The organism is Pseudomonas sp. FP1154 (assembly GCF_030687245.1).
In the GTDB taxonomy this organism is placed as follows: Bacteria; Pseudomonadota; Gammaproteobacteria; order Pseudomonadales; family Pseudomonadaceae; genus Aquipseudomonas; species Aquipseudomonas rhizophila.
Window position 1 is genome coordinate 4,568,140 of record NZ_CP117465.1, and the last position, 16,089, is coordinate 4,584,228.

Annotated in this window: 14 protein-coding genes; 4 read left to right on the forward strand and 10 right to left on the reverse strand. The window is 59.8% G+C overall.

Annotated elements, in window-relative coordinates; genetic code table 11:
• Positions 1-12: 12 nt before the first annotated feature.
• On the forward strand, positions 13-3,039 hold the full coding sequence (locus tag PSH91_RS20545; protein ID WP_047226993.1) for a multidrug efflux RND transporter permease subunit: 3,027 nt from the start codon (positions 13-15) through the stop codon (positions 3,037-3,039).
• 95 nt (positions 3,040-3,134) lie between these two features.
• On the opposite strand, the gene PSH91_RS20550 is transcribed toward PSH91_RS20545, so the two are convergent.
• The 5 genes from PSH91_RS20550 to colR all read right to left on the reverse strand — a co-directional run bounded on the left by PSH91_RS20550 (position 3,135) and on the right by colR (position 6,834).
• Positions 3,135-3,362, reverse strand: coding sequence for a hypothetical protein (locus PSH91_RS20550; protein ID WP_076383717.1), 228 nt, complete (start codon positions 3,360-3,362; stop codon positions 3,135-3,137).
• Positions 3,363-3,364: 2 nt separating this feature from the next.
• Positions 3,365-4,069: a lipopolysaccharide kinase InaA family protein gene (locus tag PSH91_RS20555; RefSeq protein WP_047226995.1), complete on the reverse strand. Its 705-nt coding sequence runs from the start codon at positions 4,067-4,069 to the stop codon at positions 3,365-3,367.
• A gap of 4 nt (positions 4,070-4,073) precedes the next feature.
• Complete coding sequence (locus PSH91_RS20560) at positions 4,074-4,742, reverse strand: class I SAM-dependent methyltransferase (protein WP_076383716.1); 669 nt, start codon at positions 4,740-4,742, stop codon at positions 4,074-4,076.
• 141 nt (positions 4,743-4,883) lie between these two features.
• Positions 4,884-6,161: a HAMP domain-containing sensor histidine kinase gene (locus PSH91_RS20565; RefSeq protein ID WP_047226997.1), complete on the reverse strand. Its 1,278-nt coding sequence runs from the start codon at positions 6,159-6,161 to the stop codon at positions 4,884-4,886.
• A complete protein-coding gene (gene colR / locus PSH91_RS20570) occupies positions 6,151-6,834 on the reverse strand; it encodes a two-component system response regulator ColR (RefSeq protein ID WP_047226998.1) in 684 nt (227 codons plus the stop codon). Before colR ends, PSH91_RS20565 begins: the two co-directional genes overlap by 11 nt.
• A 238-nt stretch (positions 6,835-7,072) precedes the next feature.
• Between colR and PSH91_RS20575 the strand changes: the two genes are divergently transcribed.
• A complete protein-coding gene (locus PSH91_RS20575; protein WP_274089925.1) occupies positions 7,073-7,813 on the forward strand; it encodes a phosphatase PAP2 family protein in 741 nt (246 codons plus the stop codon).
• A gap of 201 nt (positions 7,814-8,014) precedes the next feature.
• Here PSH91_RS20575 and groL read toward each other — a convergent pair whose 3' ends face one another.
• The 4 genes from groL to PSH91_RS20595 all read right to left on the reverse strand — a co-directional run bounded on the left by groL (position 8,015) and on the right by PSH91_RS20595 (position 11,521).
• Positions 8,015-9,658 carry a chaperonin GroEL gene (gene groL / locus PSH91_RS20580; protein WP_047227000.1) on the reverse strand — a complete coding sequence of 548 codons (1,644 nt, stop codon included), beginning with the start codon at positions 9,656-9,658 and terminating at the stop codon, positions 8,015-8,017.
• A 50-nt stretch (positions 9,659-9,708) separates the two neighbouring features.
• The gene (locus tag PSH91_RS20585) at positions 9,709-10,002 is read right to left on the reverse strand and encodes a co-chaperone GroES (protein ID WP_047227001.1); all 294 of its coding nucleotides are present in this window, start codon (positions 10,000-10,002) and stop codon (positions 9,709-9,711) included.
• Between the two features lie 244 nt (positions 10,003-10,246).
• A complete protein-coding gene (locus PSH91_RS20590) occupies positions 10,247-10,723 on the reverse strand; it encodes an FxsA family protein (RefSeq protein WP_047227002.1) in 477 nt (158 codons plus the stop codon).
• A gap of 66 nt (positions 10,724-10,789) precedes the next feature.
• Complete coding sequence (locus tag PSH91_RS20595; protein WP_305466626.1) at positions 10,790-11,521, reverse strand: HugZ family protein; 732 nt, start codon at positions 11,519-11,521, stop codon at positions 10,790-10,792.
• A gap of 163 nt (positions 11,522-11,684) precedes the next feature.
• Here PSH91_RS20595 and PSH91_RS20600 point away from each other — a divergent pair, with 163 nt between their 5' ends.
• The gene (locus PSH91_RS20600) at positions 11,685-12,443 is read left to right on the forward strand and encodes an SDR family oxidoreductase (RefSeq protein WP_047227004.1); all 759 of its coding nucleotides are present in this window, start codon (positions 11,685-11,687) and stop codon (positions 12,441-12,443) included.
• Between the two features lie 128 nt (positions 12,444-12,571).
• Here PSH91_RS20600 and apbC read toward each other — a convergent pair whose 3' ends face one another.
• Complete coding sequence (gene apbC / locus PSH91_RS20605) at positions 12,572-13,666, reverse strand: iron-sulfur cluster carrier protein ApbC (RefSeq protein ID WP_047227005.1); 1,095 nt, start codon at positions 13,664-13,666, stop codon at positions 12,572-12,574.
• A 329-nt stretch (positions 13,667-13,995) separates the two neighbouring features.
• Here apbC and metG point away from each other — a divergent pair, with 329 nt between their 5' ends.
• Positions 13,996-16,041 carry a methionine--tRNA ligase gene (metG, locus tag PSH91_RS20610; RefSeq protein WP_047227006.1) on the forward strand — a complete coding sequence of 682 codons (2,046 nt, stop codon included), beginning with the start codon at positions 13,996-13,998 and terminating at the stop codon, positions 16,039-16,041.
• The last annotated feature ends 48 nt before the right edge of the window (positions 16,042-16,089 follow it).

Below are 16,089 nucleotides of genomic sequence, written 5' to 3' on the forward strand. Positions count from 1 at the left end.
CAAGGAACCCTCATGGCTTTTACTGATCCGTTCATCCGCCGTCCGGTGCTCGCCACCGTGGTCAGCCTGTTGATCGTGCTGCTGGGTTTCCAGGCCTGGAGCAAGCTGCCCCTGCGCCAGTACCCGCAGATGGAGAACGCCCTGATCACGGTGACCACCGCCTACCCCGGGGCCAACGCCGAGACCATCCAGGGCTATATCACCCAGCCGATGCAACAGAGTCTGGCCAGCGCCGAGGGCATCGACTACATGACCTCGGTCAGCCGTCAGAATTTCTCGGTGATATCGGTCTACGCCCGCATCGGTTCCAACAGCGACCGACTTTTTACCGAGCTGCTGGCCAAGGCCAACGAAGTCAAAAACCAGCTACCCCAAGATGCTGAAGACCCGGTGCTCAGCCGCGAGGCCGCCGATGCCTCGGCACTGATGTACATCAGTTTTTTCAGTAAGGAACTGAACAACCCGCAGATCACCGACTACCTGTCACGGGTGGTCCAGCCCAAGCTGGCGACATTGCCGGGCATGGCCGAAGCGGAGATCCTCGGCAACCAGGTCTTCGCCATGCGCCTGTGGCTGGATCCAGTCAAGCTTGCCGGTTTCGGCCTCACCGCCGCCGACGTGACCGATGCCGTGCGCCAGTACAACTTCCTCTCGGCCGCTGGTGAGGTGAAAGGCGAATACGTAGTCACCAGTATCAACGCCAACACCGAACTCAAGTCCGCCGAGGCCTTCGCGGCGATTCCGCTCAAGACCGATGGCGACAGCCGCGTGCTGTTGCGCGATGTGGCCCGGGTGGAGATGGGCGCCGAGAACTACGACACCATCAGTTCCTTCGGTGGCACGCCCTCGGTGTACATCGGCATCAAGGCCACCCCCGGCGCGAACCCGCTGGACGTGATCAAGGAAGTGCGCAGGATCATGCCGGATCTGGAGGCCCAACTGCCGGCCAACCTCAAGGCCGAGATCGCCTACGACGCCACCCTGTTCATCCAGGCTTCCATCGACGAGGTGGTCAAAACCCTCTTCGAGGCGGTGCTGATTGTCATCGTCGTGGTGTTCCTGTTCTTGGGCGCCCTGCGTTCGGTGGCCATCCCGGTGGTGACCATCCCGCTGTCGATGATTGGCGTGATGTTCTTCATGCAGTTGATGGGCTACTCGATGAATCTGCTGACCCTGCTCGCCATGGTGCTGGCAATTGGTCTGGTGGTGGACGACGCGATCGTGGTGGTGGAAAACATCCACCGGCACATCGAGGAAGGCAAAAGCCCATTCGACGCTGCAATTGAAGGTGCCCGGGAGATCGCTATGCCGGTGATCTCGATGACCATCACGCTGGCGGCGGTGTACGCGCCGATCGGTCTGTTGGAGGGGCTCACGGGGGCGCTGTTCAAGGAGTTCGCGCTGACGCTCGCCGGCGCGGTGGTCATTTCCGGGATCGTCGCACTGACCCTCTCGCCCATGATGTGCGCCTTGCTGTTGCGTCACGAAGAGAACCCCTCGGGACTGGCGCATAGACTGGACGTGGTTTTCGAACGTCTTAAAAACCGCTACCAGCGCATGCTTCACGGCATGCTCAATACCCGGCCTGTGGTGCTGGTGTTCGCGGTGATCGTGCTGCTGCTGATTCCGGTGCTGATCATGTTCACCAAGTCCGAGCTGGCCCCCGATGAAGACCAGGGCATCATCTTCATGATGGCTAATGCCCCGCAGCCGACCAACCTCGACTACCTGAACACCTACACCGATCATTTCATCACCATCTTCAAGGAGTTCCCGGAGTACTACTCCTCGTTCCAGATCAACGGATACAACGGCGTGCAATCGGGCATCGGCGGCTTCCTGCTCAAACCCTGGAACGAACGCAGCCGCACCCAGATGGAAATCCTGCCTGAAGTCCAGGCCAAGCTGGAGAACATCCCCGGCCTGCAAATATTCGGTTTCAACCTGCCCTCCCTGCCTGGCACCGGCGAAGGCTTGCCATTTGCGTTCGTCATCAACTCGCCCAAGGACTACGCAACGCTGTTGCAGATCGCCGAGCGGGTCAAAAAGCGCGCACTGGAATCCGGCAAGTTCGCTTTCATGGACGTTGACCTGGCTTTCGACAAACCCGAAGTCGTCGTGGACATCGATCGTGCCAAGGCCGCCCAGATGGGCGTCTCGATGCAAGACCTGGGCGGCACACTCGCCACCCTGCTGGGTGAAGCCGAGATCAACCGTTTTACCATCGAAGGGCGCAGCTACAAGGTCATCGCCCAGGTCGAACGGCCGTTCCGGGACAATCCGGACTGGTTGAACAACTACTACGTAAAAAATACCCAGGGTGAATTGCTGCCGCTGTCGACGCTGATCAAAGTCAGCGATCGGGCGCGACCACGGCAGTTGAATCAGTTCCAGCAACTCAACGCGGTGACGATTTCGGGTTTTCCCATCGTGAGTATGGGCGAGGCCATCGAGACGGTCCGCCAGATTGCCCAAGAAGAGGCTCCGGTAGGGTTCGCTTTCGACTACGCAGGGGCTTCGCGACAGTTCGTCCAGGAAGGTAGCGCGCTGTGGGTCACCTTTGCCCTGGCGCTGGCGATCATCTTCCTGGTGTTGGCCGCCCAGTTCGAAAGCTTCCGGGACCCGCTGGTGATTCTGGTGACGGTACCGCTGTCGATTTGCGGCGCCTTGATTCCGCTGTTCCTCGGCTGGTCGAGCATGAACATTTACACCCAGGTAGGACTGGTGACGCTGATCGGCCTGATCAGCAAGCACGGGATCCTGATCGTTGAGTTCACCAACCAGCTGCGCAGGGAACAGGGGCTAACCCCACGGGAGGCCGTGGAGCAAGCCGCATCGATTCGCTTGCGTCCCGTACTGATGACCACCGCGGCGACGGTATTTGGCATGGTGCCATTGATCCTCGCTACCGGGGCCGGGGCGGTGAGCCGCTTCGACATCGGCTTGGTGATCGCCACCGGGATGTCGATTGGCACGTTGTTCACACTGTTCGTATTGCCCTGCGTGTATACGTTGCTGGCCAAGCCGGACAAACCCTAACGTGCGTCCACTGGCCCTGTAAGTGCTGTCGAAGGCTGCGATCCAAAAAAGAAAGGCCTCGCATACGCGAGGCCTTTCTTTTGGCTTCCTGTCCATCAACTCTGGGGCCTCATGCCTTGGGAAAGACTGAACATGAACAGCAACAGATCGTCGTCCGGCCGGATCGCCTCGCTGGCCTTGGCCACACGTGGCAAAGGGCAGTGCGCGTCCGGGTGGGAAGCACTGAGGATCTGCGAACGGGGCTGCTCCCATACCGCCACCGCCATAGAGGTAACTGCCAGGGCTCCTACGAGAAACAAACCTCTAGCAATTTCTAATTTCATCGCTATAAACCTTTGATAGCGCTGCCAAACGCCGCTTTGTAAAAGTAGACGAGTTTTTCCCATTCTGAATCGCTGAACGACGAATGGCGTCGCAGTTGCTTCATGTCATGGGACGCTGCGGTCCGGGAAGTCAGGCGTTGACGGGACTTTTCCAAATCCAGCAGGGCCACTTCGGCTCGAGCGGACTCACCCTCTCCGGTCACGCGCACAAATACATGCTTGGTATAGAGGCAGCCATGCTGCCAACGCCCCTTATGCATGCGAGCCAGGTTCTCTGCCAATGCCTGGAGAATTCGGTCATGTCCCGCTTCGCCATGACGCTCGCGCCCGCCTGTGGCATACCAGTGATCCAACTCCACGAAACCGTCCAGCGCATGAGTCACCAGCAGCGCACGCCACTTGTGAATCGGGTCCCGCTGTGCGCCACAGAAGATGACCTTTGGAACGCTGACGTCGAGTCGGCTCAATGCCAGCAGGGCATCTTGCTCACGTAACACGGTTGGGCGGCCAAACGGATGCAACAAGCTACGGTAAATATGCCCTGTCTGACGCTTGGCATAGAGCAGATCGCCGCCGTTGTTGATCCGCTGCACTCCGCTTTCACCACCACGACGCACATTGGGTTGTTCCACCCATTCACCCTGCTGATTCCAGAAGTGTTCGAAGCCGCAGCGGGGGACCGCTGTTGTCTCTACTGCCACAACCATGCTGTTACCTCTTGCGTAATACATAAACTCGCCACATGGCATAGAGCGGCAGGAAGTCCAGTCGTTCCTGAATGCGGAAACCAGCCTGTCGAAATTCACCCTCGACTGTAGCGGCCGGTAACACAAATCGATTCTGGTAGCCTTTCTGCCCACGCGTGTGCTCCAGACGCTTACGTCTCCAGGCCTTGAAATTTCCATCGACCCACAATGAAACGATCACGCTATCACGAGTGACACGTTCGAATTCCCGCAGAATCGCCAGTCGATGCGCAGGTTCACCGATGTGGTGGAGCAGGCGCATGCAAAAAATGCTGTCGACGGCGTTATCAGGCAAGGCAATGTCGAACGCAGAAGCGTGCAAGGGTTGTACCCGTTTTACGACATCGGCGGGTTGAGCGTTCAACGCAGTCTTGAGCATGGCTTCGGAATTGTCCGCACCGATGATCACCCGGTTCGGTTTTTCGGCCAGAACAGACCATAAACGCCCGGCACCACACGGCAAGTCCAGCACCAGGCCAGGATCACCTGCCAACGCCAAAGCCATGCGTGCCAGTTGTTCATCACGGCGGTGGGAAAGACGCCGACTCAGGCCAGCCTGATGTTTATTCAGGTATTGATGAGCGTGCTGTTCGTCATATTTTTCGGAAAAGTCGAGCTTGATAGGGTTGGACATTGGCGAGAGCCTCCATGAGGTAATGGCTCCCACGTTAGGGATGGACATGTGCACGCCAAGTCATCCCTTTGTGAAAACTTCATCATGCAAGCACTCGACGGTTTTCAAGATATTTCCAACAGGCAATCTTGAGCAGAGCGCTCAGCTACGAGGATGCAATTCAACCTCAAAATGACAGCCATTGGGCTCCATGGTGCTGAGGCTCACGGTCCAGCCCTGGTTCTCGCAAATCCGCTGGACCAATGAAAGCCCCAACCCAAGTCCTTCGCCGCGCTTTTCGTTACCTCGCACGAACGGTTCGAACATCGCCTCGCGTTTTTCTTCGGGAATGCCCACGCCACTGTCCTCGACCACGAAGCCGGTCGCGGACAGCGTGAGGCGAATGAAGCCCTGATCGGTGTAGTGCAAGGCGTTGCGCAGCAAGTTACCCATGACGGCGGTCAGGAACGTGGCGTTATACGGGGTGTCGGCGGTTTGCCCCGGCTCGAAGATCAGGGTCAGGCCCTTGGCTTCGATCGGCGCACGCCACAGCCCAACGAGGTCCTCGGCCACCTGCCCTAGCGTCAACCGGGGCGACATGCCGCTGTCTTCGCGCTGGGTCCTGGCGAGCATCAGGAAGGTTTGCACCAGCTCGCGCATTTCTTCACTGGCCCGACTGATCCGCTCGACCTGTTTGCGACCGCGCTGATCCAGGGCCGGGTTCTCCAGCAACAGCTCACAGGAGCTGGCCAGGACCATCAACGGCGTGCGTAACTCATGGCTTACGTCGCTGGTGAACAACCGCTCACGCGTCAGGGCCTGGCGCAGTCGCCCCAGCGTAGCGTCGAACGCCACGGCCAGCTCACCCACTTCATCGGCGGCATAGTCAGGGGCCAGCGGCGGGGCCAGCCCGAGGAGCTGGTCGCGATGGCGCACTTGCCGGGCCAGACGCACGACCGGCGCCATCACCCGGCGAGCCAGGACCCAACCCAGGAACACCGCCAGCGCCAGGCTGAGCACGAAGCCCACCAGCACCACGGCGAACAGCACCCGTTCGCGCTCTTCGAAATCGCTCTGGTCCTGCAGTAGCACGTAGTGTCGACCGTCAACAATCTCGACCATGGCGTGATACGACAATTGCGCGCGAAAGACCTCGTGGAAACCGCGATCCAGGTGACGCAGATCCTTGGGCAAATCGAAGTCACCCGGGCCGCCACTGAAATAGAACAACTGGTCGGGTTCCGGACGATGACTCCAGTCCGAAACGCTGTCCATCAGCAGCAGGCGTTGCAGGTCCCCCCCAAGCCCGGCGGAAATCAGCCTTTCTTCCACCAAGTGAACCGTCGCCACGATGCCCATGGCGAATGCACCGGCGACCAACGCGCTCATCAGCGCAAAGGCGATGATGATCCGTTGGGCAAGGCTCTGCTTAAACTCCATCTCGGCCCTCGGCCAGGCGATAACCCACGCCATGCACGGTGTGCAACAGCGGTTTGTCGAACGGTTTGTCGATCACCTGACGTAATTGGTGAACATGGCTGCGCAGACTGTCGCTGTCCGGGCAATCATCGCCCCACAAGGCTTCTTCGAGGATTTCCCGGCGCAGCACGTGGGGGCTTTTCTGCATCAAGACCGCCAGCAGCTTCAGGCCTACAGGGTTGAGCTTCAGCAGTTTGCCTTCGCGGGTGACTTCCAGGGTATCGAGGTCGTAACTCAGGTCACCGACCTGCAAAGCGCGCCGCCCGCCGCCCTGGGCACGACGCATGACCGCTTCGATCCGCGCCGCCAGCTCCGACAAGGCAAAAGGTTTGACCAGATAATCATCGGCGCCGGACTTGAACCCTTGCAGGCGATCGTCCAGTTGATCCCGGGCGGTGAGCATGATCACCGGTGTATCACGTCGGGCGTCCTCGCGCAGGCGCTTGCACAAGGTGTAGCCGTCGATGCCCGGCAGCATGATGTCGAGCACGATCAGGTCATAGTGCTCGGTCGCGGCCAGGTGTAACCCCGACAAACCATCCTGGGCACAATCGACGGTATAGCCTTTGAGCCCCAGGTAATCGGCCAGATTGGCCAGGATGTCACGGTTGTCTTCAACCAACAGAATTCGCATGGGCATCTCCTCTGCGCACGTGGACGGTCATCGTGGCCCGCGCAGCTTAAGGCCAAGTGTGAATCACGGCTAGGGTTGTATCGGCGGTCGTAGCGAGCAAGCCCGCTCCTGCAAGGGTCGCGCGTGGATTGCCTGGACATTGACGAGTTTTTCACCCGGCATTCACGCCTCGCCCACAGTGCCCGGACCAGACTGCGCGCAACGCGCTGCTCAAGAACACTCCACCAAAGGTACTGCCATGGTTTCCACCACCACCCGTCCCGTCTCCAGGCCGCTGAATTTCCGGGTCGCCCTGGGCCTGCCCGCTGCAATCGCGGTGATCCTGGTGCTGCTGGAACTGACCACGCTGGACATGGATCTGGCCAGGCTGTTCTACGACCCAGTCGACGGGTTCATCGGTCGGCACAGTTTTTTTCTGGAAGACATTCTGCATGACCGGGCCAAACAGGTGGTCATCGCGTTTTCTGTGCTGTCGATTCTCGGGTTCATCTGCACGTTCTTCCTCACCCGACTCAAACCGTTCAAACGCGAACTGGGCTGCCTGGTGCTCTCCCTGGCGCTGGCTACTTCATTCGTCACGCCGATGAAAGCCGTAACGGCAGTGCAATGCCCCTGGAGCCTGAAGGAGTTCGGAGGCAAGCAAACCTACAGCGAACTGCTGAGCCCACGCCCGGCAACTGACAAACCCGGCCGATGCTGGCCCGGTGGTCACGCTGCCACCGGGTTTACGCTGTTCGCGTTGTTCTTCGTACTGCGCGACCGCCGCCCTCGCCTGGCCCGCCTGGCCTTCATATTCGCTGCCTCCCTGGGAACGCTGTTCTCCGTGAGCCGCATGATGCAAGGGGCGCATTTCTTTTCCCACAATGCGTGGACAGCGGTGTTCTGTTGGCTGATTTGCCTGGGGTGTTATTACTACGTGCTGTACCGGCCGGCCTCTACAGCGAAGCGAGCGGCGACAACCCAACCCGTCAATGCTTGAACACCAATCTGAATGTGGGAGCGAGCCTGCTCGCGATAGCGTCGGATCAGCAACATTGAGGGTGACTGTTACACCGCTATCGCGAGCAGGCTCGCTCCCACAGGGATTGGTGCAAATTCAATGAGCGGGGTAAACCCGAGGCATTAAAAAACCCCGCCTGCTTTCGCAGACGGGGTTTTTCAGTACAGGGGTAAGGCTGGCTTACATCATGCCGCCCATGCCACCCATGCCGCCCATGTCTGGCATACCGCCGCCAGCTGGAGCGTCTTCCTTGATTTCAGCGATCATCGCCTCGGTGGTGATCATCAGGCTGGCAATCGACGAAGCCGCTTGCAGAGCCGAACGAGTCACTTTGGCTGGGTCCAGGATACCCATTTCGATCATGTCGCCGTATTCGCCGGTCGCAGCGTTGTAACCGTAGTTACCCGAACCCTGCTTGACCTTGTCGACCACAACGCTTGGCTCGTCACCGGAGTTGGCAACGATCTGGCGCAGCGGTGCTTCAACAGCGCGACGCAGCAACTGGATGCCCACGTTCTGGTCATCGTTATCGCCTTTGAGCTCGCTGATGGCTTGCAGGGCACGAACCAGTGCCACGCCGCCGCCAGGTACCACGCCTTCTTCGACGGCTGCGCGGGTTGCGTGCAGGGCGTCTTCAACGCGGGCTTTCTTCTCTTTCATTTCAACTTCGGAACCGGCGCCAACCTTGATCACTGCAACGCCGCCCGACAGCTTGGCCAGACGCTCTTGCAGTTTTTCACGGTCGTAGTCGGACGAAGTGTCGGCCACTTGTGCGCGGATCTGAGTAACGCGAGCCTGGATATCAGCCTCGACGCCAGCACCGTCGATCACGGTGGTGTTTTCCTTGGACAGGATTACGCGCTTGGCGTTACCCAGGTGCTCCAGGGTGGTGCTTTCCAGGCTCAGGCCGATCTCTTCGGAGATAACGGTACCGCCGGTCAGTACGGCGATGTCCTGCAGCATGGCCTTGCGACGGTCGCCGAAGCCAGGTGCCTTGACGGCAGCGACTTTAACGATACCGCGCATGTTGTTCACAACCAGAGTCGCCAGGGCTTCGCCTTCAACGTCTTCAGCCACGATCAGCAGTGGGCGGCCGGCTTTGGCAACGGCTTCCAGCACTGGCAGCATTTCGCGGATGTTGGAGATTTTCTTGTCGACCAGCAGGATCAGCGGGCTCTCAAGCTCGGCAACCATGGTGTCCGGCTTGTTGACGAAGTACGGCGACAGGTAGCCACGGTCGAACTGCATGCCTTCAACAACCGACAGTTCGTTTTCCAGGCCCGAGCCTTCTTCAACGGTGATCACGCCTTCTTTACCGACTTTTTCCATGGCTTCGGCAATGATGTCGCCGATGGAGTTGTCGGAGTTGGCCGAGATGGTGCCGACCTGAGCGATAGCCTTGGTATCAGCGCATGGCTTGGACAGGGCTTTAAGCTCTTTGACGATGGCGATGGTCGCCTTGTCGATGCCGCGCTTGAGGTCCATCGGGTTCATGCCGGCAGCGACAGCCTTGAGGCCTTCGTTGACGATCGATTGAGCCAGTACGGTCGCGGTGGTGGTGCCGTCACCAGCATCATCGTTGGCACGGGAGGCAACGTCTTTGACCAGTTGCGCGCCCATGTTTTCAAAGCGGTCTTTGAGCTCGATTTCCTTGGCTACGGAAACGCCGTCCTTGGTGATGGTCGGAGCGCCGAAGCTCTTCTCGATGATCACGTTACGGCCTTTAGGGCCCAGGGTCGCTTTTACTGCGTCAGCCAGGACGTTGACACCGGCGAGCATTTTCTTGCGGGCGGAATCGCCGAATTTAACTTCTTTAGCAGCCATGATCGATATTCCTTAAATACTTTGTAGTAACGGGAAAATGAGCGGGGGAATCAGTCTTCCAGGACAGCGAGGATTTCGTTCTCGCTCATCACCAGCAGGTCTTCGCCGTCGACTTTCACTGTGTTGCTGCCGGAGTAAGGGCCGAACACAACCTTGTCACCCACTTTCACGGCCAGCGCACGTACTTCACCGTTTTCCAGAGCCTTGCCTGGGCCTACAGCGAGAACTTCACCGTGGTTGGCTTTTTCAGCAGCCGAACCTGGCAGGACGATACCGCCAGCGGTTTTCTTCTCTTCTTCGCTGCGACGGATGACGACGCGGTCATGCAGAGGACGAAGCTTCATTGTCGATCTCTCCTAATTTTGGTTTTCATCGGCCGGTGTAGTCCCGGCGGGTTTAACAAAAGCCGGCGGAGCCGGATGCGGTTCGTCAAGCGAACCGCGGAAGTCTGTCCAGTGTCGCCACCGGAAACCTTGCGGTGACCCATACATAAGGGCGTACAAGCCGATTTCAAGGGTCGGGTAGAAAATTTTTTACTTCACGAAGCCGAAAACGAACACGGCACCCGAAGGTGCCGTGTCGCTGGTTTTACTTGGTATCGCGGTGCTCGAACTCGCCTTCGATCACATCCGGTTCGCGGCCCACAGGTTCTCGTGGAGGCGGCCCGCCACGGGGCTGAAGGTCGTCGGCGAAGGCTCGCTGGCGAATCGCCTGTTCTTCGGCACGCTGGCGCATTTTATTGGCCAGCAACCGACGGGTGAACGGCAGCAGCATGACCAGGCCCAGCACATCGCTGATGAAGCCAGGCAGGATCAACAGACCGCCACCCAAGGCCAGCATCAGGCCTTCGAGCATGGTCTGGGCAGGCAGCTCGCCACGGTTCAGGCTTTCACGGGCACGCAGAGCCGTGGCGAGGCCGGCGATGCGCAGCACGAACACGCCGAGCATCGAGCCGAGAATGACCAGCAGCAGCGCCGGGAAAAACCCGATCGCCCCGCTGACCTTGACGAATACGAACAGCTCCAACACCGGGAACAGCAGAAAGAGCAACAAAAAAGGGCGCATCAAAAGGTTCCTCAACGCAAGAATGCCTTGCTATCAAACCCTAAATGACGTCGCCCTTTCGTGAATTCAAGCGTCAGCCTCAGCATTTTTTGGCCATTGCTCGGCTTGAGCCAGATAAACCAAGGCTTCGCGCACTTGTGTCGGCGTATTGCAAGGCGCTGGAAACGCCAGCCAGTAAAGGGCCTGACCGATCCGCAAGTGCATGCCTTCGCTGTCGATACCGGCCAGTAGCGCAGGTTCGGTGGCGGGCAGACCGGCCAGCTCGACGTAATGCGCGATGGCCTTGGCATGGTCGGCATTCATGTGGTCGATCATGCTGGCTTCGGCCTTGCCGGCGAAGGGGTTGGCCAGGGTGATCTGGTCGATCCAGTGAATGGCCCCAAAGCCACCGATGTAACGATGACGCACCGGGTTGAGCACCCAGAAATCGAAGTCATGGGCCTTGTGGTAGTTCTGCGACTCCGGGAAATAACGGTAGTAACGCTCAGCGGCGGCGTCGATGGCGAGGTTGTCTTCCAGCTTGCGCGCCTCGGCCAGATAAGTCAGGCGCCCTACGGCCTGCACATCCTCGGCCCCCCGCTCACCTACGAGCATTGAACACTTGGGGTCTTTTTGCAGGTTGTGGGTGTGTTGGGCGATACGGCTGATCAGGATCAGTGGACGGCCTTGGTCGTCCAGGCAATATGGCACCACGGAGCCGAACGGGAAACCGGGCATGGATTTGGAATGGGTGGAGAGCACTCCACGGTATTCCTTGAGCAGCAATTCTCGTGCATGCTTGGCAGCTTCAACGCTCAATTTATGACTCCTTTGATCAAATCCGTCTGGAAACGGTCAGGCGACTGGAGCAAAGTACCAGCGCGCCTTTAGGCAGTTCTCGTGTGCAACCGGGCTACGCCGTCGCAGATCGAGAGGCCAGTAAAAGGACATCCTCCAACCGCTCTGCAATCTGGACATGCCAATGCAACTCACCGACAAAGTAATCATTATCACCGGCGGTTGCCAGGGTCTGGGCCGCTCCATGGCCGAGTATTTCGCCGGCAAAGGCGCCAAGCTCGCCCTGGTGGACCTCAATCAGGAAAAACTCGACCAGGCGGTTGCCGCCTGCGTGGCCAAGGGTGTCGAGGCCCGGGCTTATCTGTGCAACGTCGCCAATGAGGAGCAAGTGAGCGACATGGTCGCCCGGGTCGCCGAGGACTTCGGCGCGATCCACGGCTTGATCAACAACGCCGGGATCCTGCGCGACGGCTTGCTGCTCAAGGTCAAGGACGGCGAAATGAGCAAAATGAGCCTGGCCCAGTGGCAGGCGGTGATTGACGTCAACCTAACGGGTGTCTTCCTGTGTACCCGCGAAGTGGCAGCGAAAATGGTCGAGCTGAAGAACAGCGGCGCGATCATCAACATTTCGTCGATCTCGCGCGCCGGCAACGTCGGCCAGACCAACTATTCGGCGGCCAAGGCCGGCGTGGCGGCCGCCACCGTGACCTGGGCCAAAGAGCTGGCACGCTACGGTATCCGTGTCGCCGGCATCGCGCCGGGCTTCATCGAAACCGAAATGACCCTGGGCATGAAACCCGAAGCCCTGGAAAAAATGACCTCTGGCATCCCGCTCAAGCGCATGGGCAAACCCGAGGAGATCGCCCATTCGGCGGCGTACATCTTCGAGAACGACTATTACACCGGCCGGATCCTGGAGATGGATGGCGGGTTGCGGATCTAAAAACCTGCACACAACCACTGTGGGAGCGAGCCTGCTCGCGATGGCGCCGGGTCAGTCAACTTTGATGTGACTGATACACCGCTATCGCGAGCAGGCTCGCTCCCACAATGGATTGTGTTACGGCTTATTCAATCGTCGCTCATGGTGATGTTCGGCATCGCCGGTGACGCAGCCTCTTGCAGCACGATCCGCGCGCCGACGTGGCGAGCCAGTTCCTGATAGACCATGGCGATCTGGCTGTCCGGCTCGGCAATGACCGTGGGTTTGCCGCCGTCAGCCTGCTCGCGAATCAGCATCGACAGCGGCAGCGAGGCCAGCAGTTCGACGCCGTACTGGCTCGCCAGTTTTTCTCCGCCGCCTTCACCGAACAGATGCTCGGCATGTCCGCAGTTCGAGCAGATGTGCACGGCCATGTTTTCCACCACACCCAGTACCGGGATGTTCACTTTGCGGAACATCTCCACACCCTTGCGGGCGTCCAGCAGGGCCAGATCCTGCGGCGTGGTGACGATCACCGCACCGGCCACCGGGACTTTCTGCGCCAGGGTCAGTTGGATATCCCCGGTGCCTGGCGGCATGTCGATCACCAGGTAATCCAGATCGCCCCAGGCGGTCTGCGTCACCAGTTGCAGCAAGGCGCCGGAAACCATCGGCCCGCGCCAGACCATCGGCGTGTTGTCATCGGTCAGGAAGGCCATGGACATGACTTCCACGCCATGGGACTGGATCGGAACGAACCATTTCTGGTCCTTGACCTGCGGCCGGGTGCCCTCGGCAACGCCGAACATGATGCCCTGACTCGGGCCGTATATGTCCGCGTCGAGAATCCCGACCTTCGCGCCTTCACGGGCCAGGGCCAGGGCCAGGTTGGCGGCGGTGGTGGACTTACCCACGCCGCCCTTGCCCGAGGCCACGGCGATCACGTTCTTGACGTTCGCCAGCCCCGGCACTTGCGCCTGGGCCTTGTGGGCAGCGATCACGCTGGTGACGTCGACTTTGGCGCTGGCTACACCGTCCAGGGACTCGATCGCCATTTGCAGCATTTGCGCCCAACCGCTCTTGAACAGATCGGCGGCGTAGCCGATTTCCAGCTGGACGCTGACGCGATCGCCCTGGATGTCGATGGTGCGCACGCATCCGGCGCTGACCGGGTCCTGATTCAGGTAAGGGTCGGTGTACTGGCGAAGAACGGCTTCCACCGCTGCGCGATTGACGGCGCTCATGGGCAACTCCGATAGCAAGACTTGAAAAACAGGCCGCTATCCTACGCCCCACGCTGCCGCGTGGCGACTTGATTACTGTCGCGCGAACACCTTTGTGGCGAGGGGATTTATCCCCGTTAGGGCGCGCAGCGGCCCTAAAACCTGCTGCTACAGTGTGTCAGAGTGCTCTATTTTGGACTGCTGCGCAGTCCAGCGGGGATAAATCCCCTCGCCACAGGTTGTGTCCATACCGCCCCCAGCAATGCATCCGGAAACAGGCCAGTGGGGTGAAATATATTTCCCAGCGCTTTATAGTGGCCGACCTCCGTTTCATCAAGTAGCCGAGCCCCATGTCCGAGCCACGCAAGATCCTCGTCACCAGCGCCCTGCCCTATGCCAATGGTTCGATTCACCTCGGCCATATGCTGGAATACATCCAGACCGATATGTGGACGCGCTTCCAGAAACATCGCGGCAACCAGTGCATCTATGTCTGCGCCGACGACGCCCACGGTTCGGCCATCATGCTGCGCGCGGAAAAGGAAGGCATCACCCCGGAGCAACTGATCGCCAACGTCCAGGCCGAACACAGCGCCGACTTTGCCGATTTCCTGGTGGACTTCGACAACTTCCACTCCACTCACGCCGAAGAAAACCGTGAGCTGTCGAGCCAGATCTACCTGAAGCTGCGTGACGCCGGGCACATCGCGACCCGTTCGATCACCCAGTATTTCGACCCGGAAAAGAAAATGTTCCTGGCCGACCGCTTCATCAAAGGCACTTGCCCGAAATGTGGCACCGAGGACCAGTACGGCGATAACTGCGAAAAATGCGGCGCCACCTACGCACCGACCGACCTGAAGGACCCGAAATCGGCGATTTCCGGGGCGACGCCAGTGCTCAAGGACTCCCAGCACTTCTTCTTCAAGCTGCCGGACTTCCAAGAGATGCTGCAAACCTGGACCCGCAGCGGCACGTTGCACGACGCGGTGGCCAATAAGCTCGCCGAATGGCTCGACTCCGGCCTGCAAGAGTGGGACATTTCCCGCGATGCGCCGTACTTCGGCTTCGAAATCCCCGGCGAGCCCGGCAAGTATTTCTACGTATGGCTGGACGCGCCCATCGGCTACATGGCGAGTTTCAAGAACCTTTGCGACCGCACGCCGGAGCTGGACTTCGACGCGTTCTGGGGCAAGGACTCCACGGCCGAGGTGTATCACTTCATCGGCAAGGACATCGTGAACTTCCACGCGCTGTTCTGGCCCGCCATGCTCGAAGGCGCCGGTTTCCGTAAACCGACCGGTATCAACGTCCACGGCTACCTGACCGTCAACGGACAGAAAATGTCCAAGTCCCGCGGCACCTTCATCAAGGCCCGGACCTACCTGGACCATCTGTCGCCGGAATACCTGCGCTACTACTACGCGGCCAAGCTCGGCCGTGGCGTGGACGACCTGGACCTGAACCTTGAAGACTTCGTGCAGAAGGTCAACTCCGACCTGGTGGGCAAGGTAGTCAACATCGCCAGCCGTTGCGCCGGCTTCATCCACAAAGGCAACGCCGGTGTACTGGTAGCCGGTAACGCCGCGCCGGAGCTGACCGAGGCCTTTCTGGCGGCGGCCCCGAGCATCGCCGAAGCCTACGAGGCCCGTGACTTTGCCCGGGCGATGCGCGAGATCATGGCCCTGGCCGACCGCGCCAATGCCTGGATCGCCGACAAGGCGCCGTGGTCACTGAACAAACAGGAAGGCAAGCAGGACGAAGTCCAGGCGATCTGCGCCCTGGGTATCAATCTGTTCCGCCAACTGGTGATCTTCCTCAAGCCGGTGCTGCCGTTGCTGGCCGCCGATGCCGAAGCTTTCCTGAACGTCGCACCGCTGACCTGGGACGATCACCAGACGCTGCTGAGCAACCATCAACTGAACGAGTTCAAGCCGCTGATGACTCGCATCGACGCCACCAAGGTGCAAGCCATGACCGACGCCTCGAAAGAAGACCTGGCCGCCAGCCAGACCGACACCGGTGCCCCGGCCGGCAATGGCGAGCTGACCAAGGACCCGTTGTCGCCGGAGATCGATTTCGACGCCTTTGCCGCCATCGACCTGCGCGTAGCCCTGATCGTCAAGGCTGAAGCCGTGGAAGGCGCCGACAAGCTACTGCGCCTGACGCTGGACATCGGTGATGAGCAGCGCAACGTGTTCTCCGGCATCAAGAGCGCCTATCCGGACCCGGCCAAGCTCGAAGGCCGGCTGACGATGATGATCGCCAACCTCAAGCCGCGCAAAATGCGTTTCGGCATCTCCGAAGGCATGGTGATGGCGGCAGGTCCCGGCGGTGAAGAAATCTACCTGCTGAGCCCCGATAGCGGCGCCAAGCCGGGTCAGCGGATCAAATAACGCGACCACGCGCGGTACCGATCCCACAGTCGCCGGCAGGCGACTGTG

What these genes read in the sequence shown, in the direction of transcription:
- PSH91_RS20585 (WP_047227001.1), bottom strand. Translation starts at nt 10,002, where the DNA reads ATGAAGCTTCGTCCTCTGCATGACCGCGTCGTCATCCGTCGCAGCGAA.
- PSH91_RS20575 (WP_274089925.1), top strand. Translation starts at nt 7,073, where the DNA reads ATGGTTTCCACCACCACCCGTCCCGTCTCCAGGCCGCTGAATTTCCGG.
- colR (WP_047226998.1), bottom strand. Translation starts at nt 6,834, where the DNA reads ATGCGAATTCTGTTGGTTGAAGACAACCGTGACATCCTGGCCAATCTG.
- PSH91_RS20555 (WP_047226995.1), bottom strand. Translation starts at nt 4,069, where the DNA reads ATGGTTGTGGCAGTAGAGACAACAGCGGTCCCCCGCTGCGGCTTCGAA.
- PSH91_RS20590 (WP_047227002.1), bottom strand. Translation starts at nt 10,723, where the DNA reads ATGCGCCCTTTTTTGTTGCTCTTTCTGCTGTTCCCGGTGTTGGAGCTG.
- PSH91_RS20565 (WP_047226997.1), bottom strand. Translation starts at nt 6,161, where the DNA reads ATGGAGTTTAAGCAGAGCCTTGCCCAACGGATCATCATCGCCTTTGCG.
- PSH91_RS20545 (WP_047226993.1), top strand. Translation starts at nt 13, where the DNA reads ATGGCTTTTACTGATCCGTTCATCCGCCGTCCGGTGCTCGCCACCGTG.
- groL (WP_047227000.1), bottom strand. Translation starts at nt 9,658, where the DNA reads ATGGCTGCTAAAGAAGTTAAATTCGGCGATTCCGCCCGCAAGAAAATG.
- metG (WP_047227006.1), top strand. Translation starts at nt 13,996, where the DNA reads ATGTCCGAGCCACGCAAGATCCTCGTCACCAGCGCCCTGCCCTATGCC.
- PSH91_RS20560 (WP_076383716.1), bottom strand. Translation starts at nt 4,742, where the DNA reads ATGTCCAACCCTATCAAGCTCGACTTTTCCGAAAAATATGACGAACAG.
- PSH91_RS20550 (WP_076383717.1), bottom strand. Translation starts at nt 3,362, where the DNA reads ATGAAATTAGAAATTGCTAGAGGTTTGTTTCTCGTAGGAGCCCTGGCA.
- apbC (WP_047227005.1), bottom strand. Translation starts at nt 13,666, where the DNA reads ATGAGCGCCGTCAATCGCGCAGCGGTGGAAGCCGTTCTTCGCCAGTAC.
- PSH91_RS20600 (WP_047227004.1), top strand. Translation starts at nt 11,685, where the DNA reads ATGCAACTCACCGACAAAGTAATCATTATCACCGGCGGTTGCCAGGGT.